At 68.2% G+C, this 25,959-nt stretch carries 28 protein-coding genes and 1 pseudogene; 18 read left to right on the top strand and 11 right to left on the bottom strand.

Annotated features, from left to right (window positions below; translation table 11 throughout):
- Positions 1-4: 4 nt before the first annotated feature.
- Positions 5-430: a pyridoxamine 5'-phosphate oxidase family protein gene (locus tag K0O62_RS24460; protein ID WP_073859019.1), complete on the top strand. Its 426-nt coding sequence runs from the start codon at positions 5-7 to the stop codon at positions 428-430.
- Here the strand turns inward: K0O62_RS24460 and K0O62_RS24465 are convergent.
- The 7 genes from K0O62_RS24465 to K0O62_RS24495 form a co-directional block, all read right to left on the bottom strand.
- A complete protein-coding gene (locus K0O62_RS24465) occupies positions 427-1,404 on the bottom strand; it encodes a GGDEF domain-containing protein (protein ID WP_073859057.1) in 978 nt (325 codons plus the stop codon). The genes K0O62_RS24460 and K0O62_RS24465 overlap by 4 nt on opposite strands.
- 15 nt (positions 1,405-1,419) lie before the next feature.
- Positions 1,420-2,877 (bottom strand): class I adenylate-forming enzyme family protein, encoded by a 1,458-nt coding sequence (locus K0O62_RS24470; protein ID WP_073859020.1) that lies wholly within the window; start codon positions 2,875-2,877, stop codon positions 1,420-1,422.
- Between the two features lie 21 nt (positions 2,878-2,898).
- Positions 2,899-3,861, bottom strand: coding sequence for a helix-turn-helix domain-containing protein (locus tag K0O62_RS24475; RefSeq protein WP_073859021.1), 963 nt, complete (start codon positions 3,859-3,861; stop codon positions 2,899-2,901).
- 179 nt (positions 3,862-4,040) lie between these two features.
- Positions 4,041-5,195 (bottom strand): serine hydrolase domain-containing protein, encoded by a 1,155-nt coding sequence (locus K0O62_RS24480; RefSeq protein WP_079244437.1) that lies wholly within the window; start codon positions 5,193-5,195, stop codon positions 4,041-4,043.
- Between the two features lie 137 nt (positions 5,196-5,332).
- Entirely contained in the window at positions 5,333-7,480 is a 2,148-nt protein-coding gene (locus tag K0O62_RS24485; RefSeq protein ID WP_073859023.1) for a 3-hydroxyacyl-CoA dehydrogenase NAD-binding domain-containing protein, read from the bottom strand.
- Positions 7,481-7,495: 15 nt separating this feature from the next.
- Positions 7,496-8,704 carry an acetyl-CoA C-acetyltransferase gene (locus K0O62_RS24490; protein ID WP_073859024.1) on the bottom strand — a complete coding sequence of 403 codons (1,209 nt, stop codon included), beginning with the start codon at positions 8,702-8,704 and terminating at the stop codon, positions 7,496-7,498.
- Positions 8,705-8,838: 134 nt separating this feature from the next.
- Entirely contained in the window at positions 8,839-9,954 is a 1,116-nt protein-coding gene (locus K0O62_RS24495; RefSeq protein ID WP_073859025.1) for an alkene reductase, read from the bottom strand.
- A 55-nt stretch (positions 9,955-10,009) separates the two neighbouring features.
- On the opposite strand from K0O62_RS24495, the gene K0O62_RS28930 reads away from it, so the two are divergent.
- From K0O62_RS28930 to K0O62_RS24530, 8 genes are all read left to right on the top strand, one after another.
- Positions 10,010-10,141, top strand: a complete 132-nt coding sequence (locus tag K0O62_RS28930) for a hypothetical protein (RefSeq protein ID WP_264002283.1) — start codon at positions 10,010-10,012, stop codon at positions 10,139-10,141.
- A 26-nt stretch (positions 10,142-10,167) separates the two neighbouring features.
- Complete coding sequence (locus tag K0O62_RS24500) at positions 10,168-10,878, top strand: TetR/AcrR family transcriptional regulator (RefSeq protein WP_073859026.1); 711 nt, start codon at positions 10,168-10,170, stop codon at positions 10,876-10,878.
- Between the two features lie 134 nt (positions 10,879-11,012).
- Positions 11,013-11,759 (top strand): SDR family oxidoreductase, encoded by a 747-nt coding sequence (locus K0O62_RS24505; protein ID WP_073859027.1) that lies wholly within the window; start codon positions 11,013-11,015, stop codon positions 11,757-11,759.
- Positions 11,756-12,784: an ABC transporter substrate-binding protein gene (locus K0O62_RS24510; RefSeq protein WP_220045476.1), complete on the top strand. Its 1,029-nt coding sequence runs from the start codon at positions 11,756-11,758 to the stop codon at positions 12,782-12,784. The genes K0O62_RS24505 and K0O62_RS24510 overlap by 4 nt, the downstream gene beginning before the upstream one ends.
- 5 nt (positions 12,785-12,789) lie before the next feature.
- The gene (locus K0O62_RS24515) at positions 12,790-13,548 is read left to right on the top strand and encodes an ABC transporter permease (RefSeq protein ID WP_073859029.1); all 759 of its coding nucleotides are present in this window, start codon (positions 12,790-12,792) and stop codon (positions 13,546-13,548) included.
- Entirely contained in the window at positions 13,545-14,312 is a 768-nt protein-coding gene (locus K0O62_RS24520) for an ABC transporter permease (protein WP_073859030.1), read from the top strand. Before K0O62_RS24515 ends, K0O62_RS24520 begins: the two co-directional genes overlap by 4 nt.
- Positions 14,312-15,067, top strand: a complete 756-nt coding sequence (locus K0O62_RS24525) for an ABC transporter ATP-binding protein (RefSeq protein WP_073859031.1) — start codon at positions 14,312-14,314, stop codon at positions 15,065-15,067. Before K0O62_RS24520 ends, K0O62_RS24525 begins: the two co-directional genes overlap by 1 nt.
- Positions 15,068-15,069: 2 nt before the next feature.
- On the top strand, positions 15,070-16,143 hold the full coding sequence (locus K0O62_RS24530) for a PQQ-dependent sugar dehydrogenase (RefSeq protein WP_097933916.1): 1,074 nt from the start codon (positions 15,070-15,072) through the stop codon (positions 16,141-16,143).
- On the opposite strand, the pseudogene K0O62_RS28810 reads toward K0O62_RS24530, so the two are convergent.
- Positions 16,143-16,259: pseudogene (locus tag K0O62_RS28810) on the bottom strand (LuxR family transcriptional regulator); the annotation flags it as partial. The gene K0O62_RS24530 and the pseudogene K0O62_RS28810 overlap by 1 nt on opposite strands.
- Between K0O62_RS28810 and K0O62_RS24535 the strand changes: the two are divergent.
- On the top strand, positions 16,245-16,481 hold the full coding sequence (locus K0O62_RS24535) for a hypothetical protein (protein WP_073859033.1): 237 nt from the start codon (positions 16,245-16,247) through the stop codon (positions 16,479-16,481). The pseudogene K0O62_RS28810 and the gene K0O62_RS24535 overlap by 15 nt on opposite strands.
- 127 nt (positions 16,482-16,608) lie before the next feature.
- On the opposite strand, the gene K0O62_RS24540 is transcribed toward K0O62_RS24535, so the two are convergent.
- Positions 16,609-17,523 (bottom strand): zinc-binding dehydrogenase, encoded by a 915-nt coding sequence (locus tag K0O62_RS24540; RefSeq protein WP_073859034.1) that lies wholly within the window; start codon positions 17,521-17,523, stop codon positions 16,609-16,611.
- Positions 17,523-17,957 carry a RidA family protein gene (locus tag K0O62_RS24545; RefSeq protein WP_073859035.1) on the bottom strand — a complete coding sequence of 145 codons (435 nt, stop codon included), beginning with the start codon at positions 17,955-17,957 and terminating at the stop codon, positions 17,523-17,525. Before K0O62_RS24545 ends, K0O62_RS24540 begins: the two co-directional genes overlap by 1 nt.
- A 45-nt stretch (positions 17,958-18,002) precedes the next feature.
- On the opposite strand from K0O62_RS24545, the gene K0O62_RS24550 reads away from it, so the two are divergent.
- Positions 18,003-18,473: a MarR family winged helix-turn-helix transcriptional regulator gene (locus K0O62_RS24550; protein ID WP_073859036.1), complete on the top strand. Its 471-nt coding sequence runs from the start codon at positions 18,003-18,005 to the stop codon at positions 18,471-18,473.
- Here K0O62_RS24550 and K0O62_RS24555 read toward each other — a convergent pair.
- Entirely contained in the window at positions 18,470-19,477 is a 1,008-nt protein-coding gene (locus K0O62_RS24555; protein WP_073859037.1) for a helix-turn-helix transcriptional regulator, read from the bottom strand. The genes K0O62_RS24550 and K0O62_RS24555 overlap by 4 nt on opposite strands.
- A gap of 202 nt (positions 19,478-19,679) precedes the next feature.
- Between K0O62_RS24555 and urtA the strand changes: the two genes are divergently transcribed.
- From urtA to K0O62_RS24590, 7 genes are read left to right on the top strand one after another with little or no spacing between them, the layout of a single operon-like run.
- Complete coding sequence (gene urtA / locus K0O62_RS24560) at positions 19,680-20,918, top strand: urea ABC transporter substrate-binding protein (protein ID WP_073859038.1); 1,239 nt, start codon at positions 19,680-19,682, stop codon at positions 20,916-20,918.
- The gene (locus K0O62_RS24565; protein ID WP_073859039.1) at positions 20,918-21,619 is read left to right on the top strand and encodes an urease subunit beta; all 702 of its coding nucleotides are present in this window, start codon (positions 20,918-20,920) and stop codon (positions 21,617-21,619) included. Before urtA ends, K0O62_RS24565 begins: the two co-directional genes overlap by 1 nt.
- Before the next feature lies 1 nt (position 21,620).
- Positions 21,621-23,336 carry an urease subunit alpha gene (gene ureC, locus K0O62_RS24570; protein WP_073859040.1) on the top strand — a complete coding sequence of 572 codons (1,716 nt, stop codon included), beginning with the start codon at positions 21,621-21,623 and terminating at the stop codon, positions 23,334-23,336.
- Positions 23,337-23,349: 13 nt separating this feature from the next.
- A complete protein-coding gene (gene ureG, locus K0O62_RS24575; protein WP_073859041.1) occupies positions 23,350-23,967 on the top strand; it encodes an urease accessory protein UreG in 618 nt (205 codons plus the stop codon).
- Positions 23,964-24,767, top strand: coding sequence for an urease accessory protein UreD (locus K0O62_RS24580; RefSeq protein ID WP_073859042.1), 804 nt, complete (start codon positions 23,964-23,966; stop codon positions 24,765-24,767). The genes ureG and K0O62_RS24580 overlap by 4 nt, the downstream gene beginning before the upstream one ends.
- A 3-nt stretch (positions 24,768-24,770) precedes the next feature.
- Positions 24,771-25,265, top strand: a complete 495-nt coding sequence (locus K0O62_RS24585) for an urease accessory protein UreE (RefSeq protein ID WP_073859043.1) — start codon at positions 24,771-24,773, stop codon at positions 25,263-25,265.
- Complete coding sequence (locus K0O62_RS24590) at positions 25,246-25,944, top strand: urease accessory protein UreF (protein WP_073859044.1); 699 nt, start codon at positions 25,246-25,248, stop codon at positions 25,942-25,944. Before K0O62_RS24585 ends, K0O62_RS24590 begins: the two co-directional genes overlap by 20 nt.
- Positions 25,945-25,959 lie beyond the last annotated feature (15 nt).

A 25,959-nucleotide genomic window follows, 5' to 3' on the forward strand; every position in this document is an offset into this window, starting at 1 on the left:
AGCCATGGCACTGTCTCGGGAAGAACGCGAAGAGTTCCTCGCCGAGCCCCATGTCGCCGCGTTGTCGGTGATCAGGGGAAATACCCGCGGTCCGCTGACCGTGCCGATCTGGTACCAGTACTCCCCCGGCGGTGAGCTCTGGTTCACCACCGGAGCCGGGTCACGCAAGCACCGGCTGCTCGAGGCCGCCGGACACTGCTCGCTGATGGTCGACCGGGTCCAACCCACCGTGCGCTACGTCGCGGTGGACGGCCCGGTCAGCCGTATCGAGGAGGGCACCGACGAGCAGCTCGTCGAGATGACCCGGCGCTACCTTCCGCCCGAGGCCGTCGAACCGTATCTGGAGATGGCCCGCCGTGAGCACGGTCCCAGCATCGCGGTGTTCGTGAAGCCCCAGCACTGGCTGTCCGCGGACCTGGGCGGCTTCTAACGGGGACCCAGCTCGTCGCGTAGCGGGATTCCGCGGCTGCGGTAGAGCTCGGCGTCCGCCTCGGCGTACAGCGCGGCGATGTCGGCGGTGACCGACGAGCCGGTGGCGGTGCCGATGCTGACCCCCGGTGTCTGCGTCCGGATCTCGTCGAGCAGCCGTTGCACCACCACCGCCTGCGGGTGCACCACACAGATGCCGAACTCGTCGCCGCCGAGTCGCGCCACCACGGCATCGCGCGGTGTCGCCCGGGCCCAGGCCCGTGCGTACTCGGCGATCCGGCGGTCCCCGGCCTGATGTCCGTAGGTGTCGTTGAGGTTCTTGAGGCCGTCGATGTCCAGGGCGATGACGGTGACTGGCACCGGCGCCGAGCGGAACCGGGCGACGAGCTCGGCGGTGTCGATCTCCCACCCGGCCCGATTGGACACCCCGGTGAGCGGGTCGGTACACGCGGCGGTGAACATCGCCCGCATCAGGAACCCGAAAGACTCTGCGGCGCCGAAGATCGCCACGATGACGATGAGGTAGGTGATGACGGTGACGTGGGGTGCCGGAGAGACGGCGACGGCCGCCACGCAGGCCGCGGTGAGCAGGGTGATCAACACCCACGCCCGCCGCGGCGGGTGGAAGGCCCGCAGATACATGGCCAGGAACATCGGCGCGATCAGGCAGACGTACTGGGCGGTCAGGGTGACGTGATAGGCCAGCACGATCGGGGTGGCCAGCACCGCCGCGCCGGTGGCGAAGCCGGCACGGCCCGGCCGGACCGCCAGCGCGATCAGCGCCGCCACGCCCAGTGCGATGGCGATCATGCCGCCCACCGGGTTTCCGTACTCCAGGTCGGTCCGCACCGGGAAGAGGGTGAACACCACGCCGTAGGTGTAGAGGAAGGTCGTCGCGGCCAGGTAGATGCGCAACAACCGGATGTGCTGGCGGCCGAGGAATCGGCCGTCGGCGACGGTGGTGAAACCGGGCATGGCCACCAGCCTGCTTTATGACGCCCGTCGATACAACGCGGCCACCCCGGGCACGCTGACCTTGAGTGACGGGGTGCGGGGCAGCTCGTCGACGAATGCCACCGCGACGGGCACGTGGTGCGCGGGCAATGCCTCCCGGATCACGGCCAGCAGATCGTCCTCGGTGACGCGGGCACCCGCCACGGTCTCCACGGCCGCGAACGGCACCTCCCCGAGCCGCCCGTCCGGCACCCCCACCACCCCGGCGTCACGCACCTGCGGATGCGAGATCAGCACGGCCCGCACCGTTTCGGGGAGGATCTTGAAACCGCCGCGGTTGATCGCCCCGTCCGCCCTGCCGTGCAGGGTGATGAACCCGTCCGCGTCGATGGACGCGATATCGGTGGTGCGGATCCAGTCCGGTCCCAGCAGCGGCACCTGGGCGGTGAGGATGCCCGACTGCCCGGTGGGCACCTCGGCGCCGGTGTCGGCGTCGAGGATCCGGACCCGCACCCCCGGCAGCACCCGGCCCGAGCTCTCACGTTTGCGCGCGCCGAACTCGCGGTACAGATCCGGCGTCCAGGCGCACACCGAACCGGCGAATTCCGTTGCGCCGTAGGCGGTCAGCACCGGCACACCGTAACGCTGCTCGAAGGCGTCGCGGGTCGCGACATCCAGCGGACCCGATCCGCACATCACGAAATCCAGCGAGGACAGGTCCGCTGCGGGCAGATCGGCCTCCAGCAGCATGCGCACCACGGCGGGCTGCACACCCACCCGGCGCAACCGGTGGGTCTTGACCACCTGCACCCAGGCCGGCACGCTGAACCGCTCCAGCAACGCCATCCGCTTGCCCACGTAGATGGCGGTCACCAGCTGGCAGACACCGCCAATCCCGCCGAGCGGCCAGTAGGCCAGCTCGGGCGGCTCGTCGGGGGCGGCCTGCCCACCCGTCACGCTGAACACGGTGTGCTCCAGCACCGCCGAGCGGACCACGAATCGTTTTGGCGCCCCGGTGGTTCCGCTGGTGAGGATGGCCAGCGCGCCGCCGATCGGCCGGCGCGGCCGTGGCACCCCGACGCCGGCGAGCGTCGGCGCCCGGGCGCCCAGTTCCACCCGGGCCGCCCCGATGCCCTCGGCGGCGGCCGTCACCGGGTCGGTCCAGTCCTGCGGGTCGGCGAGCACCGCCGCGACGTCGAGCCGTTCGATGTCGGCGGCGATCGCCTCGGGCGACTGGAAGGAATAGATCATCACCACCGGCCGGTCGGCCGCCAGCAGCCCGATGGTCGCGGCGGCGTGCGCATACCGATTGCGCACCACCAGCCCCACCGGTGCGCGGGCGTCCAGTCCGGCCCGCTCCAGCAGGCCGGTGAGTCCGGAGCCGTATCCGGCGATCTCGGCCCCGGAGAACCAGCGACCCTCGAACTCGATGCACGGCCGGTCGCCGTAACCGGCCAGCCGTGCCGCAAACCTTTCGGTAAAGCTTTCGGTCACCGGCTCATTGTGGCACCGGGATCAGCCGGTGAAGCAACTGCGGTAGTCGCTGGGCGTGGTGCGCATCTGCCGGGTGAAGTGGTGACGGTAGGTCACCGGCGATTCGAAACCGACCCGGGCCGCGATCTGTTCGATGGACAGGTCGGCGGACTCCAGCAGCGCCAGGCTGGCCTGCACGCGTTGTTCGATGAGCCACTTGATGGGCGTGGTGCCGGTGGCCTTCGCGAACTGGCGCAGATAGCTGCGCCGGGACATGGCCGATTGCGCGGCCAGTTCGTCGAGGGTGATGGGTCTGTCGAGATGTTCGAGGGCCCAAGCCATTCCGGCCGCGATGCGACCGTCGGCGGTCGGTTCGGGTACCGGGGCGTCGATGTACTGGGCCTGCCCGCCCGCCCGGTGCGGGGCGATCACCAGCCGCCGGGCCACATCGTTGGCGACCCGCATCCCGTGATCGGTGCGCACGATGTGCAGGCAGAGATCAAGCCCCGCGGCGCATCCCGCGCTGGTGAGCACCCGGCCGCTGTCCACGTACAGCGGCGCCGGGTCGACGTCGATGTCCGGGTACTGCCGCTGCAGTTGGTCGGCGTAGATCCAGTGGGTGGTCGCCGCGCGGCCGTCCAGCACCCCGGCGGCGGCCAGCGCGAAGGCACCCGAACAGATCGACACCAGCCGTGCCTGCCGGTCGTCGGCGGCCCGGATGGCCTCGACGAGTTCGGGCGACGGGGCCGCGCCGACGTCACGCACGCTGGGGATCAGCACGGTGTCCGCGTTCGCCAGATCCTCGATGCCATAGGAGGTGCGCATGACCGCCCCGCCCAGCATCCGGACCTCCGGTTGTTCCGAACACAGCTGCACCGCGTAGCCGGGCGGCGCGACGCCCGCGGAGAACTTCCCGGGCAGTTCGGCCATCCCGAAGATCTCGGTGGCCAGGCCCGATTCGAAGCCGGTCATGCCGTCGTAGGCGAGGATCGCCACGGTATGCATGTCACTATCTTAACGAAGGCGGGCACTGGTGCCACTGTTCTCGGGCGCGACGACTCGGCATCGTCGGAGTCATGACGAACACACGCAAGCGTTTCCGCACCCTCGCCGCGTTCGTCGCGGGCCTGCACACCGGCAACGGGCTCGCGCACGGCGTGCGACCGCCAGCCGACAGCGTCGTCCTACGTCGAAACGGCCGAACACCCCGGAAGTGACGTCGGCCCTTCGACGGCCGTCCAGAACTCGTCGAATCCGTCCTGGGCATCGGCGAGTTCGCGCTGGGACAGGAACACCGCCACCGATCCGTCGGGAGCGACATGCCCCGTGGTCCCGGTGCCACCCATCCAGCCCCACCGGCCGGGTCGCATCCACGGCCGCACGGCCGCCACGTCCACCGCCGTGCCCAGCCCCCAGGACACCCCCGCGCCCAGGATCGGCAGCGCCTGTCGGCGCTGTTCGACGGTCAGGCTGTCCGTCGTCATCATCCTCACCGACTCGGGACTGAGGACAGGGTCGCCGCCGTCGGCCAGCGCCGAGAAGAAGCGCAACAGATCCGGCCCGCTGGACACCAGCCCACAGCTGAGTTCCTCGAACTGCGGCGGCTGTGTGAAGGCGCCGTCCGGCAGCGCAATGAGCTCGACTCCGTCCGGTGTCGGCCGGTACGCAGTGGGCAACCGATCGGCAGCGGTCCAGAAACCGGTGTCGGCCATCCCGAGGGGCCCGGTGATGCGTTGGGCCACAAGCTCTCCCAGCGAAAGATCGCTGACACGATCGAGGAGCACACTGAGCACCTTGAATGAGGTGTCGTACAGCCAACCGGTTCCGGGCTGGAATGCCAACGGCAACTGGGCGAGCCGGCGGATGAATTCGTCACCGGTCATCTGCGGCGGTACCGGGCCGGAGCCGATCCCTTGTTCTTCGATGGCCGACTGCAGCGCACACTCGTCGAAGAGCACGCCCCAGCCCGCGGTCATCGTGAGTAGGTGCGCGACCGTGATGGGACGGTCGGCGCGGACGGTGTCGCTCAGTGCGCCGTCCGGCCGGCGCAGCACCGCCGGCTCGGCGAGTTCGGGTAGCCAGCGCCGGATCTCGTCGTCCAGGCGCAGCAGCCCGTCCTCCATCAGCGACAGCGTGAGAGCCGCCGCCAGAGGTTTGCACAGCGAGGCGATCCGGAACGGGGTGTCCTCCCGCATCGGCGGGGCATCCGTATCGAACGACCTCAGTCCCGACGCCTGAACCGCCGTGACGCCATCGCGGCGGACGGCGGCCACATAGCCGGGGATGCGGCCGTCGGCCACCTGCCGGTCCAGCGCCGACCATATCTGTTGTGTGTGCACTCCGATCCGACCACGACGACCGGCGAAACTCATCGCAGATGCCGGCGTGCCCCCACCGGAGCGCACATGGACAGCAAGAAACCCCCGGGCTCGCCGCTTCGAGGACGGTGGGCCCGGGGGTTCCTGGTCTTGTCCGGCTAGGCCTCCAGCGAGGCGGGCGGGTTGAAACGGTCGCCGTAGCGGGCGGCCAGCTCCTTGGCCCGGGCCACGAACGCGGCCTTACCGACGCCCAGCGGGCCCTCGTAACCGACGATGTACTGCGCGGAACCACCGGTGTACGGCGGGAAGCCGATTCCCATGATGGAGCCGATGTTGGCGTCGGCGGTCGAGGTGAGCACGCCCTCGTCGATGCACTTCTGGGTTTCCAGCGCCTCGGCGAACAGCATGCGGTCGATGGCGTCCTGCAGCGGGATCTCGGTGGAACCGGAGTTGAAGGTCTCCTTCAGGCCCGGCCACAGGCCGACGCGCTTGCCGTCGACGTACTCGTAGAAGCCCGCGCCCTTGAGGCGCGACGGACGACCGATCTCGATCATCTTGTTGACGACCTCTTCGGCCGGGTGCGCGACGTGGGTGCCGCCGGCCGCCTCGGTCGCCTTGCGGGTCTCGCCGGCGATCTTCTGCATGAGCTCCAGGTTCAGCTCATCGGAGAGCTGCAGCGGCGCGGCCGGGTAACCGGCCTGGGCGCCCGCCTGCTCGATGGTGGCAGCCGAGACGCCCTCGCCCAGCATGGCCAGCGCCTCGTTGACGAAGGTGCCGATGACGCGGCTGGTGAAGAAGCCGCGGCTGTCGTTGACCACGATCGGGGTCTTCTTGATGGCCAGGGTGTAGTCGAACACCCGGGCCAGCGCCTCGTCAGAGGTCTTCTCGCCCTTGATGATCTCCACCAGCGGCATCTTGTCGACGGGGCTGAAGAAGTGGATGCCGATGAAGTCCTCCTGGCGCTTCACGCCGGTCGCCAGACCGGTGATCGGCAGGGTGGAGGTGTTGCTGCCCAGCAGCGCGTTCGGCTCGACGATGTCCTCGATCTCCTGGAACACCTTGTGCTTGAGTTCCTGGTTCTCGAAGACGGCCTCGATGACGAAGTCGACACCCTTGAGATCGGCGGGGTCGGCGGTCGGGTGGATCTTGGCCAGGAGCGCGTCGGACTTCTCCTGGGTGGTCTTGCCGCGCTTGAGCGCCTTGGCTTCGATGCCCTCGGAGTACGCCTTGCCCTTCTGGGCGGCCTCGATGGTGACGTCCTTGAGCACGACGTCGTAGCCGGCCTTGGCCGACACGTAGGCGATTCCGGCGCCCATCATGCCCGCGCCCAGCACGCCGATCTTCTTGATCTCCTGCGGGGCGATGCCGTCGGGCCGCGAGGCGCCGCCGTTGATGGCCTGCAGGTCCAGGAAGAACGCCTGGATCATGTTCTTGGCGGTCTGCCCGGTCACCAGCTGCACGAAGTAGCGGCTCTCGATGCGGGTCGCGGTGTCGAAGTCGACCTGTGCGCCCTCGACGGCGGCGTTGAGGATGGCCCGCGGCGCGGGCATCGGGGCGCCCTTGAGCTGCTTCTTCAGCAGCGCCGGGAAGGACGGCAGGATGCCGGCCAGGCCGGGCGAGGCGGGGGTGCCGCCGGGCATCTTGTAGCCCTTCGCATCCCACGGCTGCACGCCGGCCTCGGGGTTCTCCTTGATCCACTTCTTCGCGGCGGGGATCAGCTCGTCGACCGACTTGACCAGCTCGTCGACCAGGCCGATCTCCTTGGCCTTGGCCGGGTTGAACCGGGTGCCCTGGCTCAGGACCTCCATGAAGGCCTTCTGCACACCGAACATGCGCACGGTGCGGGCGACGCCGCCACCGCCGGGCAGCAGGCCCAGGGTCACCTCGGGCAGGCCGATCACGACACCGCGCGCGTCGGCGGCGATGCGGTGATGGGTGGCCAGCGCGATCTCCAGGCCGCCACCGAGGGCCGCGCCGTTGATGGCGGCCACGACGGGCTTGCCCAGGGTCTCCAGCTTGCGCAGGTCGGCCTTGATCGCCTCGACCTCGGCGAACGACGCCGCGGCGTCCTCGGGGCCGACGTTGATCATCGCCTTGAGGTCACCACCGGCGAAGAAGGTCTTCTTCGCGCTGGCGATGACGACACCGGTGATCGAATCCTTCTCAGCAACCAGCCGTTCGACGGCGTTGTGCATGGATTCCTTGTAATGCTCGTTCATCACGTTGGCCGAACCGGTCGGGTCGTCCAGCGTCAGGGTGACGATGCCGTCGGCATCCTGGTCCCACTGAATAGTGTTCTCTGCCATGTTTTTTCAGTCTCCCTAGACGCGCTCGATGATGGTGGCCACGCCCATGCCGCCGCCGACGCACAGCGTGATCAGCGCACGCTTCGCGCCACGACGCTCGAGCTCGTCGACCATGGTTCCGGTGATCATGGCGCCGGTGGCGCCCAGCGGGTGGCCCATCGCGATGGCACCACCGTTGACGTTGAGCTTCTCGTCCGGGATGTTCAGATCCTTCTGGAACTTCAGCACCACCGAGGCGAACGCCTCGTTCAGCTCGAACAGGTCGATGTCATCGACGGTCAGCCCGGCGCGGTCGAGCACCTTCTTGGTCGCCGGGGTCGGGCCGGTCAGCATGATGACCGGGTCGGCGCCGGAGGTGGCGGTGGCCACGATGCGGGCGCGCGGGGTCAGGCCCTGCGACTTGCCGGCCTCCTCGGAGCCGATCAGCACCAGGGCGGCGCCGTCGACGATGCCCGAGCTGTTACCGCCGGTGTGGACGTGGTTGATCTTCTCCACGAAGTGGTACTTCTGCAGCGCCACGTCGTCGAAGCCGCCCATCGCGCCGATACCGTCGAACGCGGTCTTGAGCTTGCCCAGGCTCTCCACGGTGGAGCCGGGACGCATGTGCTCGTCGTGGTCCAGCACGACCAGGCCGTTCTGATCGCGGACCGGCACGACCGACTTGGCGAAGTAGCCGCCCGACCATGCCGCCGCGGCGCGTTCCTGGCTGCGGGCGGCGTAGGCGTCGACGTCCTCGCGGGAGAAGCCCTCGATGGTGGCGATCAGGTCGGCGCCGATGCCCTGCGGGACGAAGCCGATGCGGTAGTTGGTGTCGGGGTCACCGGCCCAGGCGCCGCCGTCGGCGCCCATCGGGACGCGGCTCATCGACTCGACGCCACCGGCGAGCACCAGGTCGTCCCAGCCCGAACGCACCTTCTGGGCGCCCAGGTTGACAGCCTCCAGGCCCGACGCGCAGAACCGGTTGAGCTGGAAGCCGCCGGTGGTCTCGGGCAGACCGGCCACCAGGCCGGCGGTGCGGGCGATGTCGCCGCCCTGATCGCCCACCGGGGAGACCACACCGAGGATCAGGTCGCTGATCAGGTTCTCGTCCAGGTCGGGGAACCGGACCCGGATCTCGTCGATCAGGCCGACAACCAGGTTGACGGGCTTGATCTCGTTGAGGGCGCCGCCACGCTGCTTACCGCGCGGGGTGCGGATCGCCTCGTAGATGAAGGCTTCGGACATGTGTTGTTCCCTTTCGGGTGGGTGACAGGGGACGTCCATCAGGACGGTGTTCCACTGGTCGCGCAGCCTAACAGGATCGCAAACCAACCTGTTGGTTGGGCGTCTGATCTGCGCTGTCCGTCACCCCACACGCCTCAGGCGGTGCGGGACCCCTCCAGGCCCGCGAGGGCGGGGTAATCGATGTACCCCGCCGGCCCGGAAGCGTAGAACGTGCTTTCGTCGGGTTCATTGAGCCCGGCCCCGAGCAGCAGCCGGTCGATCAGGTCCGGGTTGGCCAGATAGGCCCGCCCCACCGCCACCGCACTGACCGCACCCCACTCGGCCAGGCCTTCCAGCTCGCGGAAATCGGTGTCGCGGTCACGGCCGGTGTTGAGCACCACGGTGCCGCTCCACAGCGCGCGGATCGCGCCGAAGGTCTGCGAGGACGGGTCGATCAGCACATGCAGATAGGCGATGCCCAGGCCGGCGATGCGGTTCAGCAGCGCCTCGTAGGTGCTGACCGGATCGTTCTCGCGCATGTCCCCGGCCGTCCCCCCGGGCGATATGCGCACCCCGACCCGGTCGGGGCCGATCTCCTCGGCGACGGCCTCGATCACCTCGGCCGTCAGCCGGGCGCGGTTCTCCGGCGTGCCGCCGTAGGCGTCGGTGCGCACGTTGGTGGCATCGGAGAGGAACTCGTGCAGCAGGTAGCCGTTGGCGGCGTGGATCTCCACCCCGTCCATACCGGCGTCGACGGCGCGGCGCGCGGCGCAACGGAACTGCTCGACGATCGAGGTGATCTCGTCGACCCGCAGCGCCCGTGGGACCGGCAGCGCCTGCTTGCCCGACGGGGTGTGGGCCACCATGTCGGCGGCGATGGCAGACGGGGCGACGGTTTCGAAGCCGCTGATCTCCGGATGCGCCATCCGGCCGACGTGCCACAGCTGGACGAACATCTTCCCGCCCCGGGCGTGCACCGCTTCGGCGATCTCGGCCCATACGCCCTGCTGCCGGTCGGTGTAGATGCCCGGGGTGAACATGTAGGCGCCGTTGGCCTGTTCGCAGATGGCGGTGGCCTCGCTGACGATGAGGCCGGCGCAGGCACGCTGGGCGTAGTACTCGGCCGCCAGATCCGATGGGGTGCCGTCGGATTGGGCGCGCGACCGGGTCAGCGGCGCCATGAAGATCCGATTCGTCGCCTCGATCGCACCGACGCGCACCGGGGTGAGAAGTTTGGCATCTGACGGGAGGCGGTAGGTCTGGTCGATCACCCGCTACACAGCGCCGCGGGCGACCGATCTATTCCCAGATGCCCAAAGTCACAGCGTGAGTGCGACTTTCCCGGTGCCCGCGTCCTGGCGTGGCAGAGAGTTGCACATCCCGCTCCCGTTCACCTCAGGCCCGGGCCGGGCCGCCGGCCTGTTGGCAGTGCCTACGGAACAGCGCTATCTGCGCTAACATCAACAATCGATGAGGAGGGGCGGATGAGCGGCAACCCGAGTAAGGCAGAGGTGGATCCCCCGGAGCGAATCCTGCGGGCTGCCGCCGAGATCCTGGCCGCCGACGGGCGCGAGGCCGTGTCCACCCGCGCCGTCAGCGCCAGAGCCAACGTGCAGTCGCCGACGATCTACCGACATTTCGGCGATATGCGACAACTACTCGACGCGGCAGCCAGCCGTAGCCTGGCGGACTATCTGGCCACCAAGCGGAGCCGCCCACACACTGACGACCCGGTGGAGGATCTGCGCACCGGCTGGAACACCCATGTCGAATTCGGCCTGCGCAATCCGCACGTCTATACCGTGCTCTACGGCGACCCCCGGCCGGGCGCGACCCCACAGGGGGTCGCCGAAGGTGAGGCCATTCTGCTCGGACTGGTCCGACGGATCGCCGAGGCCGGCCGCCTGCGGGTCGGCGTGGAACGTGCTGCCGCGATGATGCATTCGGCGTGCCGGGGCGTGACCATCACCCTGCTCTCGACGCCCGCCCCCGAACGCGACCCAGACCTGTCGGCGGCGACCCGAGAGGCGATCCTGACATCGATCACCACTGGCGCCGAGACCGCCGACACCACCGGTGTCGGACCCCGCGCAGTCGCCCTGAAGGCCCTGCTGGACCCACCGCCGGCTGCGCTCACCGCCGCCGAGGTCACGCTTCTCGCGGAGTGGCTGGACCGGCTGACCGCCCGAGCTTGATCTGACGCCCCCGGAACTGGCCACTCACTGCTACGTGAGTGGCCAGTTCTGGTTTCCCGCATCAATTGCGTTAGCGCGATCAACGCTTAAATGCTACCGTCGATAACATCATCGCTAACACGAAGGTGGTATCAATGACAACGACCAGGCAGATCGACCGACGGGTGGCTATCGTCCTCGGCGGGTCCGGCGGTATCGGACGCGCGGTCAGTGAGCGGCTGGCCGCCGACGGGATGGCCGTCGTGGTGCACTACAAGACCGGTTCCAGCCGTGCCACGGATACCGTCCAGCGCATCACCGAGGCCGGCGGCGAAGCCACGGCCATCGGTGGCGATGTTGCCGATGAGCACGATATGGCAGCACTTTTCGAGCGGACCGTCGCCCGCTACGGCGGCATCGACGTCGTGGTGAACACCGCGGGCATCATGGTGCTGACCCCGGTCGCCGACCTCGACTTGGCCGATTTCGACCGGATGCACCGCATCAACGTCCGCGGAACCGTCGTCGTCACCCAACTCGCGGTGCGGCATCTGCGCAGTGGTGGCGCGCTGGTCAACTTTTCGACGTCCATCACCCGATTGCAGACGCCGAACTACGCCGCCTACGCCGCGTCCAAAGGTGCGGTGGAAGCCATGACCCTGGTGACCGCCCGGGAGATGCGTGGCCGCGATATCACCGTCAACACCATCGCACCCGGGCCTACCGCCACACCGCTGTTCCTGGCGGATAAATCGAAGGAACTCGTCGACCATATCGCCGGGTTGTCCCCGATGGAACGCATCGGCTCACCCGCCGATGTCGCCGCATCCGTGGCGGCTCTCGCCGGTCCTGCCCGATGGGTCAACGGACAAATCGTGTTCGTCAACGGCGGTGCAGTATGAGGCGCCACGGAACTTTATGTGCCGCAGTGGCGGCGGTCGGCCTCACCGTCAGTGGCTGTTCGACCGATCTCGGCCGGGTCGAGGTCACCGAGTCCGGACTGACCCGACTGGCCGTCGACTACAGTCCGACGGCAGTCAACGCCCAGCTGACGCTCGGCGTCAACCGCGGAATCTTCGCCGACCACGGTCTCGAAATCGTGCAGGTCCCTGGGGCCGGAGCCAGCGCGGCCAGCGTCGCGCTGCTCCTCAACGGCCAGATCCAGTTGGCAGTCAGTGAGATCACGGCGATCCCCACCGCAGTCGCAGCCGGCTTTCCGATCGAGGTCGTCACCTCGCTGGCCACCGATTACCGCTCGCCGCAAGGCGATGCATTCTCGGTGGTGGTCGCCGACGACAGCCCGATCCGATCCTTTGCAGACCTACCCGGCCACACCGTGGCCGTCAACGGTCTGCGCAGCTTCTTCGACCTGACCGTCCTGGAGTCGGTGCGCCGTTCCGGCGGTGACCCCGACCGGGTCTCCGTGGTGGCCGTGCCGTTCGAAGATCAGGTCGCAGCTCTTCGGCAGGGCCGGGTCGACGCAGTCAGCACACTCGAGCCGTTCGCCGGGCAGTTGCTGCGTAGCGGGTTCCGTACCTTGGGAAACCCCGCGACAACCGCCCTGGGCCCACGCAGTGTCGCCACGGTGTTGATGGGTTCCAAGGAGTTCGTCGACCGCAACCCCGAGGTGATGCACCGCTTCCTGGCCGCCCTGCAGGAAGCGACCGAGTACGCCAACAACCACCCGGCCGAGGTTCGGCAGACGATCAGTGACACGACAGGTGCGCCCCCGGAAACCGTCGCTGCACTGCCGGTGCCATGGTTCATCACCGGCATCGAACGCCGCGCTGCCGCGCTCACCACCCGACTGATGGTCGATTACGGGCGCATTGACAGTGCACCCGAAGTCGACGATTTCACCTGGTCGCAGTCCCCTGATGCCACCGACGTCGCGAATCCGCCACGCGATCTGCAGGTGACGGGGTGATCGGCATGAAGCTCTTGCCGCCCGCACTCACCACCGCGGCGTTGCTCGTGACGTGGGAATTGCTCTCGCTCAGTGGGGTATTCCCACCAGAGCTCCCACCGGTCTCCACGGTCGCGGCCTGGCTGCTGGCCAACCTCACCACCGCAGATCTGTGGACCGTGATGGGACTGACCTTGATGCACTGGGGCGCCGCTCTGACCGTCGGGATCGTGGCCGGCACGGCGATCGGCGCCGCCATGGCGTCCATACCGGCAGTCAACGAACTGTTGATCGGCACCGTGGAGTTCTTCCGCCCCATTCCCGTAGTGGTGTATCTGCCCATCATGCTGTTGCTGTTCGGGGCACGACCCCAGGTCGTGGTCATCCTGGCAGCGGTGGCCGCCACCTGGCCGGTCCTGTTACAAACCCTCTACGGGATCAAAGCCGTCGACCCGGTGACCGTGGACACCGCACGCGTCTACGGATTGACGGCGCTGCAGCGGCTCGCGTGGGTCACCGTGCCCAGTGCGCTGCCCTTCTTCGGCACGGGCGTGCGCATTGCGTCGTCCATCACCCTGCTCGCGGTCATCGCCGTCGAACTGATCGGCGCCGTCCCCGGGCTGGGTAACACGCTGAACACCTACGCCGCCAACGGAATCTACGCTGCGACCTACGGGGTGATCGTTTTGACCGGACTACTGGGGGTACTGCTGAATGCGGTGTTCGAACGACTGGAACACCGCGCGCTGCGGTGGCACCCCGCACACCGGGTGGTCACGATATGAGCACCATGGCGAGGACCGGCTTACGTCTCGTGATCCCGGTGGCGCTGGTCCTGCTGTGGTGGGCGACGTCGGTGGGCAGCACCTCACCCTTCTACCCGCCGCTACCCGATGTGTTCGAATCATTCGGCGAGACATGGATATTCGCTCAGCTCTCCGCCGACGTTATCCCCAGTCTTCGCCGACTGCTGATCGCTCTGGTGCTGGCAACGGCGACCGGGGTGGCCGCCGGAGTAGCACTGGGGCGTAGCCGGAGGTTGGCCGACGCCCTCAACCCACTCGTGCAGTTCGGCCGCTCCATACCCGGCACCGCCCTGGTGCCGATCAGCGTCCTGCTGTTCGGCATCGGCGACAACGCCAAGATCGTGGTCATCGGATTCGTCTGCCTGTTCCCGGTTTTGCTCAATACCGTCGACGCGGTACGCGGCGTGGACCCCCAGTTGGAGGATGTGGCCAGGAGTTTTCGGCTGACCCGGACCCAACGGCTGACACACATCCTGCTGCCATCCGCGGCACCACAGATCACCGCCGGCATCCGGACGGCGTTGGGCATCGGCTTCATCATGATGGTCATCACCGAGCTTTACGCCACGGCCAACGGCATCGGATTCGTCACCATGAGCGCGCGCAACGCGTTCGACATACCCCAGATGTGGGCAGGCACAGTGCTCCTCGGCCTTCTCGGAGTGACACTGAGCGCACTGTTCGCCCTCGCGGAGCGGCGCGTTCTGCGCTGGCATATCGGCATGACCGAAAGGAATCATTGATGCTGTCCGTCAAGAACATCCACCGGACCTACGGAACAGGAAACCAGCAGGTCGAAGCGATCCGTGACCTCAGCCTGGACGCCGACGCCGGGGAATTCGTCTGCATTGTCGGGCCGTCCGGGGCGGGTAAGACCACGCTGCTGAAGTGCCTGAGTGGCCTGATGACGCCGACGACAGGCACTGTCGTACTCGACGGTGAGCTCGTCACCGAGCCGCCGGAGAAAATGGCCTCGGTGTTCCAGGATTACAGTCGCTCGCTGATGCCGTGGCTGACCGTCGACCGTAACGTTGCCCTGCCGCTGCGCAACAAGTTCCCGTCGCCGGCCGACCGTAAGCAGCGGGTGGCCAGGGCGCTCGACGAGGTGGGGTTGACCGGGTTCGGCACCCGCTACCCGTGGCAGCTCTCCGGCGGCATGCAGCAGCGGGTGGCAATCGCCCGCGGCCTGGCCTACCAACCCGAGATACTGCTGCTCGACGAGCCTTTCGCGTCAGTCGACGCCCAAACGCGGGCCGACCTGGAGGACCTCGTTCAGCAGGTGCAGATCGCCACCGGTGTCACCATGGTGCTGGTCACCCATGACATCGACGAAGCGGTGTACCTCGGCGACCGCATCGTGGTGATGTCGGCCAGACCGAGCGTAGTGCTGGAAACGGTGCCGGTGGATTTGCCCAGGCCCCGCAACCAACTCACCACCAAGGCTCTTCCACAGTTCGCCGAACTGCGGGCACACGTTCTGAGCCTGGTCAGGAGTTGACGATGACGACCAGATGGATGCCGACGGTCATCGCAACGTTGGCCCTGACCACCGGATGTGGGCAAGCACCGACGAATCCAGTTCCGTCGATCGGGCAGGTCACCGAACTCGCCACCGGTCTGCGGATGCCGTGGGGACTAACCTTCCTGCCCGACTCCTCGGCGCTGGTGTCGAGCCGCGACACCGGCGAGATCCACCGGATCTCCCCCGACGGCCGCACCGTCACACCGGTCGGGGTCGTGACCGACGTGCCGCAGACTGCCGAAGGCGGTCTGCTCGGCTTGGCGAGCTCACCCGATTTCGCGGTTAATCGGACCGTCTTCGCCTATGTCTCAGGAGAACCCAGCAACCGAGTGGTGGCGCTGGAGTTCGACAGGTCGGTGTCCTCGTTCACCGTCGGCCCGGCGATCATCGACGGTATCGCCACGGGCAATCGCCATCACGGTGGCCGCCTGACCTTCGACCCGGACGACAACCTGTGGGTCGGCACCGGGGACGCCTTCAACGGGTCATATGCTCAGGACCCCACGTCACTGAACGGGAAGGTATTGCGGGTACGCGCCGATGGGTCCCCCGCCGTCGGCAATCCCTTTGGCACACCCGTTTTCTCGATCGGTCACCGCAACGTCCAAGGCATCGCGTTCGGGCCAGACGGGACGGTGTACGCCTCGGAGTTCGGGCACCGCACCTGGGATGAGGTCAACGTGCTGCGCCCCGGGGCGAACTACGGCTGGCCGGTCGCCGAAGGCAGCGACGGTGACCTCGGGGAGAATCCGATCGTCACCATCCATCCAGACGACGCATCCCCGTCGGGACTGGCCTACGCCGGCGGCTCGCTGTGGATGGCGGGTCTTCGGGGCCAGCGGCTCTGGCAGATCCCGGTGTCCGGCGGTCGCACCGCCGGAGACCCCGTCGCGCACTTCACCGGCGAATGGGGACGGATCCGCACCGTCGAGGTGGCCCCGGACGGGGCGCTGTGGTTGCTGACCTCGAACACCGACGAGGCCACCTGGGGTGGTACCGAACCGCGGCCCGGTGATGACCGGCTGCTCCGGCTGGAACTGCGCGGGTCCTGACCGACGAGCAAACGGCCGGAGAGCAGGCCCCAGGTCGCCGCGGCCGACCCGCAGGCTGCCCGGTTACTGGCACCGAGTTTGGCCATCGCACTTTCCATGTGATGGCCGGCGGTGCGCACGCCACCGCGGTTGCGCTGTGGCTGCAGTTGCACGACAGCGCTTTTCCGGCCGGCCGGATGGTGCACAGCGACGGCCTGGAGGAGTGGCTGTACCACGACGAGCTGATCGCCTCCTACAAGCTGTTCGACAACGCCCGCACGGCCTCGGTATCGGCGGGCAGGCAACTGGCGGCCACCGCGTGCGCCGTCGGCATCGCGGCGCGCGGCACCCGTACCTGATCGCGGTGTGCGGCGGCACCACCGACGCCATGCCGCCGTGGCGGACGGCGTGGCCCCGGCGCTGGAGATCAGCGGGATGCGTCACGAGGAGCGCACCGCGAGACTGTTCGCCAGCTGAGTCGGCCGCTCAGCCCAGCGTGAGCGCAACCTTGCCGGGTACCCGCCGGCCCAGCAGCGCATCGATGGCGCCGTCCAGGTTCTCCCAGGAGTCACGCAGGCCGATCTGGGGGTCCAGTTGTCCGCGTCCGGCCAGATCGACGACGTACTGCAGATCCTCCCCGACCGGCCAGGAGACCATGAACGATTTGATTGTGGTGCGCTTCAACATCATTCGTTCGGCCTCGAAGTCGATCGTGGTCTGCGGCCCGGACGCCGAGCCGGTGGCGATCAGCGTTCCGCCGTCGAGCAGCAGATGGAACGCCTCGGCGAGCATGGTGCCGCCGACATGCTCGAGCACACCGTGTACCGGCGCCACACCGTCGAGCCCGACCACGACCTCACCCGCTCCGAGTTCGGCCAGACCGGCGCCCCGCTGCGGGCTGCCCACCGCGGCGATCACGTGTGCCCCGGCCCGCGAAGCCAGCTGCACGGCCACCCGGCCGACCCCGCCCGAGGCCCCGGTGATGAGCACCCGCCGCCCGAGCACCGGGCCCAGCCCGCGGATGGTCTGCACGGCGGTCACCCCCGCGACCGGCAGTGCGGCCGCGGTCTCGAAGTCGACATCGTCCGGCAGCACCGCCACGTTCGCCGAGTTCAGCACCCGTCGCTGCGCCCACCCGCCGGACCAGCCCAGGCCGGCCACCCGGGTGCCCACCGGCGGACCGGATCCGTCTGCCGCGGCCGTGAGCACGACCCCGGCGCTGTCCCAGCCCGGGACGGAGCCGATCCCGTCGGCGTTGTCGGCGTGACTGACCTCGCCGAAGTTCAGCGAGATGGCCCGGACCTCGATCAGCAGTTCCTCCGGTCGCGTCGGCACCGGTTCTGCAACCTCTGCGAACGCGAAGCGGCGGGGCGCATCCGGGTCGAAGACGATGGCCCGCATCAGTTTTCGATGATGGCGGTGACGCGGATCTCGATTCGCATCTGCGGCAGGCCGAGCGCGGTGACACCGGTCTCGGTCCAGATCGGCGCCCGGTCGCCCATCCGCTTGCGGTACTGATCGGTCATGACCTTGTTGTGCGCGTCGAACGTGGAGTCCGGTGCGGTGAGGACGTGATACGAGTTCACGTGCACCACATCGCCCCAGGTGGCGCCGGCGGTGGCCAGGGTCCGTTCGACGTTGTCGAACGCCGTCACGATCTCCTCCTCCAGCGTCGCCGGGAAGTTCAACTCGTCATCCCAGCCGCCCTGCCCGGAAATCTCCACCCGGTTCCCGATCCGGACCGCCTGGCTGTAGTGCAGCTGGCCCAACACCTTCTCGCCATATCCCGGCGTGACGAAAAATTCCACATCCTGACGTTCTTTCACTTCATGCATGAAGTGAACCGTACACCTGATCACTTCACGCGTAAAGTGACGGGCATGGACGAGCCCCGTTGGCTGACCCTGCCGGAGAAAGAGGCGTGGACCGGTCTGGTCTCCCTAATGCTGTTGCTGCCCAACAAACTCGAATCCCCGCTGCGCGAGGTCGACCTGACCCTGTTCGAGTACCTGGTGCTCAGCCACATCTCCGAGGCCCCGGATCGCCGGATCCGGATGAGCGACTTGGCCTTCCTGGCCAGCGGCTCGCTGTCGCGGCTGTCCAACGTGGTCAAGAGGTTCGAGGCACGCGGCTGGGCGACCCGGTCCCCGGATCCCGAGGACGGCCGCTACACCCTCGCCTCGCTCACCGACACCGGGTACGCCCTGGTGGCCGAGGCGGCACCGATCCATGTGCGGGCCGTGCGCGAGCTCGTCCTGGACCCGCTGACCGCCACCGACCTGGCCGCGCTGACCCGGATCGCGGCGAAACTACGGGTGGTGCCGCCCGGGCTGGAGACCAAACCGGGTTAGGCGCTGCGGGCGGCTGTGTCGTTGCCGACGAGCAGCCGACCCGCGAGCAGCCCCCAGGTCACCGCGGCCGAGACGCAGGCCGCCCGGTTACTGGCTCCGAGCTTGGCCATCGCGCTCTCCATGTGATGGCCGGCGGTACGCACGCTGATGAACAGCTGCGCGGCGATCTGATTGTTGGTCAACCCCTGCGCCGCCAGCGTGAGCGCGTCCAGTTCCCGCGGCGTGATCGCGAACGGCAACGGCTCGCGGTTGACCAGGATCACCCCGCTCAAGCTGTCCTGGGCGAAACGCGGGGCGGTGTTGATATGCCGCGCGTGCAGCCAGGTGCTGCCGTCGAACCAGCGGGTCACCTCGGGCCGGAAAGCCAATCCGGGCCCGCGGGCGGCCGACGCCATATCCGCGACCAGGGCGCGTTCCAGCTCGTGCTCGAACATCTCACCGTGGATCAACAGGTGTGCCTGCCCGGCACCGTCGACCGCCCAGGCCTGCGCCTCGGGCGCCACCAGTTCGGCGACCATCCGGGGGCGCACCGAGAAATCCAGGTGTTCGGCGATCTGGGCGCGCAACGCATTGATCTCGGCGACATCGTCATCGCTGGGATAGCGCGCATCGTCGCAGTTGACGTGGATGGTGCCCGCATAGGTGCCGTCGGCGGTGACCAGCCGGGCCGACAGTCCCTCGTCGAAACCGGCCGGTACGAAAACGCCCTGCACCGAATAGGTCTCGCGGTACTCGGGGAAGTCTCGCCAGCGCAGCGCCCCGAGGCCGCGCACCCGCATGGTGTCGAAGAGCGGATCGTGATCGATGAACCAGGTGTTCAGGTGCGCCATCACGTTCTCGGGGTAGCCGTGGTTGGCGACCGCGACGTGGCATCGCCGGATCGGATCCCACAGGCTGATCGCCGAGGCCGAGGACGCGGCCTTCGCACTCAGCGCGTCCAGTATCTCGTGCGCCCGCGTCTCGATCCCGGCCGTGCTGCCCAGCACGTCACCGTATCCGCCCATCGGTCATCCTCACCTGTCCGGCCCCTGCGAAAGCATCTTGTTCAGGCCATGTTTCGGCGATGTTTCCGGCCCGCGGCAGCCACGAAACAGTGTGATCCACAAATGGGAGATTCCTCCCATAGCCTCTTCGCACCCGGAATTCCTACGCTTTGCGGCAACGATCCCAGACCCTGACCTCAGACCCCTCGAAGGCGGCCTTTTCATGAAACGACTCAGCGCGGGCATTGCGCTCCTCGCGGCGACCACGATCCTGGCGACCGGTTGCGGCAGCCGGGCCGGCGACACCGACACCGCAACCGCGGCCGGATGTGTCGACACCTCGGGACCGACCGTCAAGGTCGGGGCGATCAACTCGCTCTCCGGGGGTCTGGCCGTCAGCGAATCGGTGATCCATGACGCCATCGTGATGGCCGTCGAGGAGATCAACGCCGGCGGCGGGGTGCTCGGCAAACAGCTGGAACTGCTCTCCGAGGACGGCGCGTCGGAACCCACCACCTTCGCCGAGAAAGCCCAGAAGCTGGTCAACAGCGACTGTGTCGCAGCGGTTTTCGGCGGCTACACCTCCGCGAGCCGTAAGGCCATGCTGCCGGTCTTCGAGAACGCCGACGCGCTGCTGTACTACGGCCAGCAGTACGAGGGCCTGGAATCCTCGCCCAACATCTACTACACCGGTGCCACCACCAATCAGCAGATCATCCCCGCCCTGGACTATCTGAAGGAGCAGGGCGTGACATCGCTGTACCTGGTGGGCAGTGACTACGTGTTCCCGCGCACCTCCAACGCCATCGTCAAGGCCTACGCCGCGGCCAACGGTATCGAAATCAAGGGCGAGGACTACGTCCCGCTGGACAGCACCAACTTCTCCACCATCGTCAACAAGATCCGCACCGCCGGTGCCGATGCCGTGTTCAACGTCGTCGTCGGCGGCTCGCTGACATCCTTCTTCCGCGAGTACAACAGCGCCGGGCTGACACCGGAGGTGATGCCGGTGATGTCGATGTGCGTCGGCGAGGAGGAAGTCCGCAGTATCGGTGCCCAGAGCCTGGTCGGGCAGCTGTCCTCGTGGAACTACTACCAGACCCTGGACACCCCGGCCAACAACGCCTTCGTCGCCGACTTCAAGGAACGCTTCGGTGCCGACCGGGTGACCTCGGATCCGATGGAATCGGCGTACACCGCCGTGCTGCTGTGGAAAGCCGCTGTGGAGAAGGCTGATTCGTTCGGGGTGGCCGATATCCAGAGCGCATCCGGCGGGGTCAGCGTGGACGCACCCGAGGGCACCGTCACCATCGACGGCGAGAACCACCACGTCACCAAGACCGCCCGTATCGGCAAGGTGTCCGGGAACGGATTGATCGAGCAGGTGTGGGAGTCCCCGCAGCCCATCACCCCCGACCCGTTCCTCAAGGATTACCCCTGGGCCGAAGGCATCACGGGCTGATGCACCTCACTCCCAAGGACGAGGACCGGTTGTTGCTGTTCCTGGCGGCCGAACTGGCCCGAAAGCACCGCGCCGCGGGCCTGGCCCTCAGCTACGCCGAGGCGCGGGCGCTGATCGCCGACGAGGTGGTCGAGGCCGCCCGCGGTGGCGCGAACGTCGCCGACGCCGCCGCCCACGGTGCGCGCATCCTGACCGACGACGACGTGCTACCCGGCGTGCGCACCCTGCTGGGATCGGTTCAGGTGGAGGCGTTTTTCGCCGACGGACAGAAGTTGGTGACCGTGCACGACGCCATCGGCCCGGGCAACCGCAGCGCCGCCGATCTGGCGGTGGTGCCGGGCGAAGTGTTGGCCGCCGAGGGTGAACTGGTACTCAACGCCGGACGTCGCAGCACCACGGTCTCCGTGGAGAACACCGGGGACCGGCCGATCCAGGTCGGTTCGCACTTCCACTTCTTCGAGACCAACCGGGCGCTGCGCTTCGACCGGCGAGCCGCCTTCGGTATGCGCCTTGACATTCCGTCCGGCACCGCGGTGCGGTTCGAACCGGGCGAGGCGCAGGAGGTCTCACTGACCACTTATGGCGGTGAGCGTGTGGTGATCGGGCAGAACGATGTCACCAACGCGGCCACCGACACCGTCCCGAACGAGGAGCTCATGGCGAACATGCACGCGCTCGGCTTCCTGGATACCGGAGATTGAAATGGCCTATCGCATCAGCCGGGCCCGCTACGCGGAGCTCTACGGGCCGACCACCGGTGACCGGGTCCGCCTCGCCGACACCGAACTGCTGGCCCGCGTCGAGGCCGACGCGACGGTGTACGGCGACGAGGCCGTCTTCGGCGGCGGCAAGACCATGCGTGAGGGCATGGCGGTGCACGGTGACCTCACCAACGCCGCAGGCGCGCTGGACTTCGTCATCACCAACGCGCTCATCATCGACGCGGTGCTCGGAATCCGGAAGGCCGACATCGGAATCCGTGACGGCCGCATCGTCGGCGTCGGTAAGGCGGGCAACCCGCGCACCATGGACGGGGTGGACCCGGGCCTGATCATCGGGGCGGGCACCGACATCCGGTCCGGGGAGGGCATGATCGCCACCGCGGGCGCCATCGACGTGCACGTGCACTTCGACAGCGCCGGACTGGTCGAGGAGGCCATCTCCAGCGGAATCACCACCATGATCGGCGGCGGCCTGGGGCCGGTCACCGTCGGCATCACCTCATCGGGCCCGACCAATCTGGCCCGGATGCTGCGCGCCGCCGAGGCATTCCCGATGAACTTCGGCTTCATCGGCAACGGCAGCGCGTCGAGCACCGCCCCGCTGATCGAGCAGGGTCTGGCCGGTGCCATCGGCTACAAGATCCACGAGGACTGGGGCGCCACCCCGGCGGCCATCCGGGCCTCACTGGACGCCGGCGACGAACTCGACCTGCAGGTGCAGATCCACACCGACACCCTCAACGAGTCCGGGTTCTACGAGGACACCATGGCCGCGATCGGGGGCCGGCCGATTCACACCTACCACGCCGAGGGGGCCGGCGGCGGGCATGCGCCCGACATCATGCAGGTCGTCGGTGAGCCGTACTGTCTTCCGTCCTCCACGAATCCGACGAACCCGTACACGCTCAACACCTTCGACGAGCATCTGGACATGGTGATGGTCTGCCATCACCTCAACCCGCGCATCCCCGAGGATGTGGCCTTCGCCGAATCCCGGATCCGGCGTGAGACCATCGCAGCCGAGGACGTGCTGCACGATCTGGGGGCCATTTCTGCGATGGGATCGGATTCCCAGGGCATGGGGCGGATCGGTGAGACCATCGCCCGGACCTGGCAATTGGCCTCGCATATGCGTGCCACCCGCGGCCCGCTGATCGCCGATGCGGGCACCGGTGCGGACAATGCCCGCATCCTGCGCTACATCGCGAAGCTGACCATCAATCCGGCCCGGTTGTTCGGCATCGACCACGAGGTCGGCTCGCTGGAACCGGGCAAGCTGGCCGACATCGTGCTGTGGGAACCCAAGTTCTTCGGGATCCGTCCCGAGGTGGTGTTCAAGGGCGGCTTCCCGGCCTGGTCGGTGATGGGCGAGGCGAATGCCTCGCTGATGACCTGCGAGCCGCTGAAGTACCGACCCCAGTGGGCCGCGTTCGGCCGCACTCCGGCCGATGTGTCGGTGAACTTCGTCGCCGGGGCCGCCATCGACGCCGGCCTCGGCGCACGACTGGGCCTGGACACCCGACTGGTGGCCTGCCGCGGCGCACGGGCGCTGACCAAGGCCGACCTGCTGCACAACGACTATCTGCCCGACATCCGCATCGAACCGGACACCTACCGGGTGATCGTCGACGGTGAGCTCTGCCAGAGCACCCCGATGACCTCGGTGCCGCTGGGCCGCCGGTACACGCTGAAATAGCAAGGAGAACACCATGGCTGAGGTACTCCGCATCGGCATCGGCGGACCGGTCGGATCGGGCAAGACACGGCTGGTCGAGATGCTGGTCCCCGAACTGATCCACAGGGGTTTGGGGGTCGCGGTGATCACCAACGATCTCGTCACCGATGAGGACGCTCAGCGGGTACGCCGCAGCGGGGTGATCGATCCGCGCCGGGTGCTGGCCGTCGAGACCGGCGCCTGCCCGCACACCGCCATCCGCGAGGACCCGTCGGCCAATCTGGCCGCCGCCCGGCGCCTGTGCGCCGAGTTCGACGATCTGGACCTGATCCTCATCGAGTCCGGCGGGGATAATCTGGCGGCCACGTTCACCTCCGATCTGGTGGACTACTGGATCTTCGTCATCGACACGGCCGGCGGGGACGACATCCCGCGTAAGAAGGGCATCGGCCTGTTGCAGGCGGATCTGTTGGTGGTCAACAAGATCGACCTGGCCGAGTTGGTGGGCGCCGATCTGGCCGGGATGCGCCGTGACTGCGCCGTTGCCCGCCCCGTCAAACCGACGGTGTTCACCGATCTGCGGTCGGGGCACGGCCTGGAGCAACTGATCGAGGAACTGCTGCGCGGAGTGATGCTCCCGGTCGGCACATGATCGCCCCCGGTGAGCTGACGGTACACACCGCGGCCGACGCCACCGGCCGCACCCGGATCACCGATCTGCGCCAACGCTATCCGCAGCGGGTGACCACCGCGCTGCACACCGACGCCGAGTTCCCGCGGGCCGCGGTGCTGTGTGTGCAGAGCCCCAGCGGCGGCACCTTCTCCGATGACGATCTGCACACCGCCGTGCGCTGCACGCCCGGCACCCACCTGCATCTGACCAGCCAGGCCGCTACCCAGGTGTTCGCAGGGAGCGGGCCCGGCGCCCGGCACCGGATCGAGTTCACCGTCGACGCCGGGGCCGTCCTGGAGTACCTGCCGAAAACGATCATTCCGCAATCGGATTCGATGTTCACCCAGACGCTCGACGTCGACGTCGAGGACGGCGGCGTCTACATCGGCTGGGACGCGATCGCGGCCGGCCGCATCGCACACGGGGAACGCTTCCGCTACGCCGCGATCGACAATTCCTTCACGGTGCGATCCCAGGGCCGGGTGCTCGCACGGGACCGGCAACGCATCACCGGAGCCCACACCCTGGACGGCGACTATCTGGCCACCCTGCTCGTCGTCACACCGGGCGCCACCCCCGGCCCCGCGCTGGCCGCGGTCCGCGCGGCCCTGGATGAGCATCCCGAGATATCCAGCGGCGCCGGCGAACTGCCCGAGCGGACCGGGATCTTCGCCCGGATCATCGCGCGCCGGGCACCCGAACTCAACCGGGTCCGGCTGGCGCTGCACGCGGCCGCCCGCCGGTCCGTCCTGGAACAACCGATCGCAAGGAGCGCCTGACAAGTGATAGCCGATACCGTTCTGGGCACCGTCGCCGACCCGGCGTTCGCCGGGCGGCGCCGCCACCACGTCGACATCGGCTGGGGCGACGCGGGCAAACACCGCCAGCTCGTCACCGCCGATACCGGCACGCAGGTGCGGATCATGCTGCCCCGCGGCTCATTTCTGCACCACGACGCCGTCATCGCCGACGACGGCACCGATGTGGTGGTCGTGCGCAGGCCCGCCGAACCGGCCATCCGGGTCCGCTTCGCGGACAACACCGCCCGTGCCATGCTGCTGCTGGGGCACCTGCTGGGCAATCAGCACGCACCCGTGGATGTCGACGTCGACACGTTGACCGCACCGCTGTTCACCAGTACCGCGGCCGCCCGCGACATGCTCGCCGAGTTGGGGGTCATCGGCGAGGTGATCGAGACGGCGATGGCCGTCGACGGCTGGGCTGCGACATCGTCTGACCACCACGCAGCCCATCACCATGCCGGCCATCACCATTGATCCCGCCACCGCGCTGGCACTGTGGCTGCAACTGCACGACAGCGCCTTTCCGGCCGGCCGGCTGGTGCACAGCCACGGCCTGGAGGAGTGGCTGTCCCAGCGGCCCGACGCGGATGCCGGCGCCATCGAGGCCACGGTCTGCGCGTACCTCACCCACGGGTACGCGACCCTCGATGCGCCGGTGACCGCGGCCGCCTGGAGGAACTGGGAGTCGCTGGAGTCCCTGACCGAACTGGACGAACTGATCGGGTCCTACAAACTGTTCGACAACGCGCGCACGGCGTCGATGTCGGCGGGCCGGCAGCTGGCGGCCACCGCGGGCGAGGTCGGCATCGGTGAGCGGCATCCGTACCTGCTGGCCGTGCTGGCCGGCACGACGCCCGGCCATGCCGCCGTGGTGGACGGGGTGGTGCAGGCCCAGCTGGGCAGCACCGAGCACCTCGCGGTGCTGGGATCGCTGCGCTCGATGTTGGGTTCGATGCTCAGCGCGGCGGTCCGCCTGGGGCGGCTCGGGCCGCTGCAGAGCCAGCGCATCCAGTTGCGCACCGCGGCCGCGATGGCCGCGCTGGCACGGCAGGCCTGCGCGCGCCCGCCGGAGGATCTGTGCAGCGTGGCGCCGGCGCTGGAGATCAGCGGGATGCGTCACGAGCAGCGATCCTCCCGGCTGTTCGCCACCTGACCGGCGCTAGTCACT

It is taken from the genome of Mycolicibacterium diernhoferi (assembly GCF_019456655.1).
In the GTDB taxonomy this organism is placed as follows: domain Bacteria; phylum Actinomycetota; class Actinomycetes; order Mycobacteriales; family Mycobacteriaceae; genus Mycobacterium; species Mycobacterium diernhoferi.

Coding starts and splice junctions, on each gene's coding strand:
- K0O62_RS24490 (WP_073859024.1), bottom strand. CDS start 8,704: ATGTCCGAAGCCTTCATCTACGAGGCGATCCGCACCCCGCGCGGTAAG.
- urtA (WP_073859038.1), top strand. CDS start 19,680: ATGAAACGACTCAGCGCGGGCATTGCGCTCCTCGCGGCGACCACGATC.
- K0O62_RS24535 (WP_073859033.1), top strand. CDS start 16,245: ATGGCCGGCGGTGCGCACGCCACCGCGGTTGCGCTGTGGCTGCAGTTG.
- K0O62_RS24500 (WP_073859026.1), top strand. CDS start 10,168: ATGAGCGGCAACCCGAGTAAGGCAGAGGTGGATCCCCCGGAGCGAATC.
- K0O62_RS24555 (WP_073859037.1), bottom strand. CDS start 19,477: ATGGGCGGATACGGTGACGTGCTGGGCAGCACGGCCGGGATCGAGACG.
- K0O62_RS24580 (WP_073859042.1), top strand. CDS start 23,964: ATGATCGCCCCCGGTGAGCTGACGGTACACACCGCGGCCGACGCCACC.
- K0O62_RS24465 (WP_073859057.1), bottom strand. CDS start 1,404: ATGCCCGGTTTCACCACCGTCGCCGACGGCCGATTCCTCGGCCGCCAG.
- K0O62_RS24540 (WP_073859034.1), bottom strand. CDS start 17,523: ATGCGGGCCATCGTCTTCGACCCGGATGCGCCCCGCCGCTTCGCGTTC.
- K0O62_RS24550 (WP_073859036.1), top strand. CDS start 18,003: ATGGACGAGCCCCGTTGGCTGACCCTGCCGGAGAAAGAGGCGTGGACC.
- K0O62_RS24520 (WP_073859030.1), top strand. CDS start 13,545: ATGAGCACCATGGCGAGGACCGGCTTACGTCTCGTGATCCCGGTGGCG.
- K0O62_RS24530 (WP_097933916.1), top strand. CDS start 15,070: ATGACGACCAGATGGATGCCGACGGTCATCGCAACGTTGGCCCTGACC.
- K0O62_RS24525 (WP_073859031.1), top strand. CDS start 14,312: ATGCTGTCCGTCAAGAACATCCACCGGACCTACGGAACAGGAAACCAG.
- ureC (WP_073859040.1), top strand. CDS start 21,621: ATGGCCTATCGCATCAGCCGGGCCCGCTACGCGGAGCTCTACGGGCCG.
- K0O62_RS24515 (WP_073859029.1), top strand. CDS start 12,790: ATGAAGCTCTTGCCGCCCGCACTCACCACCGCGGCGTTGCTCGTGACG.
- K0O62_RS24590 (WP_073859044.1), top strand. CDS start 25,246: ATGCCGGCCATCACCATTGATCCCGCCACCGCGCTGGCACTGTGGCTG.
- K0O62_RS24475 (WP_073859021.1), bottom strand. CDS start 3,861: ATGCATACCGTGGCGATCCTCGCCTACGACGGCATGACCGGCTTCGAA.
- K0O62_RS24510 (WP_220045476.1), top strand. CDS start 11,756: ATGAGGCGCCACGGAACTTTATGTGCCGCAGTGGCGGCGGTCGGCCTC.
- K0O62_RS24505 (WP_073859027.1), top strand. CDS start 11,013: ATGACAACGACCAGGCAGATCGACCGACGGGTGGCTATCGTCCTCGGC.
- K0O62_RS24565 (WP_073859039.1), top strand. CDS start 20,918: ATGCACCTCACTCCCAAGGACGAGGACCGGTTGTTGCTGTTCCTGGCG.
- ureG (WP_073859041.1), top strand. CDS start 23,350: ATGGCTGAGGTACTCCGCATCGGCATCGGCGGACCGGTCGGATCGGGC.
- K0O62_RS24545 (WP_073859035.1), bottom strand. CDS start 17,957: ATGCATGAAGTGAAAGAACGTCAGGATGTGGAATTTTTCGTCACGCCG.
- K0O62_RS24485 (WP_073859023.1), bottom strand. CDS start 7,480: ATGGCAGAGAACACTATTCAGTGGGACCAGGATGCCGACGGCATCGTC.
- K0O62_RS24460 (WP_073859019.1), top strand. CDS start 5: ATGGCACTGTCTCGGGAAGAACGCGAAGAGTTCCTCGCCGAGCCCCAT.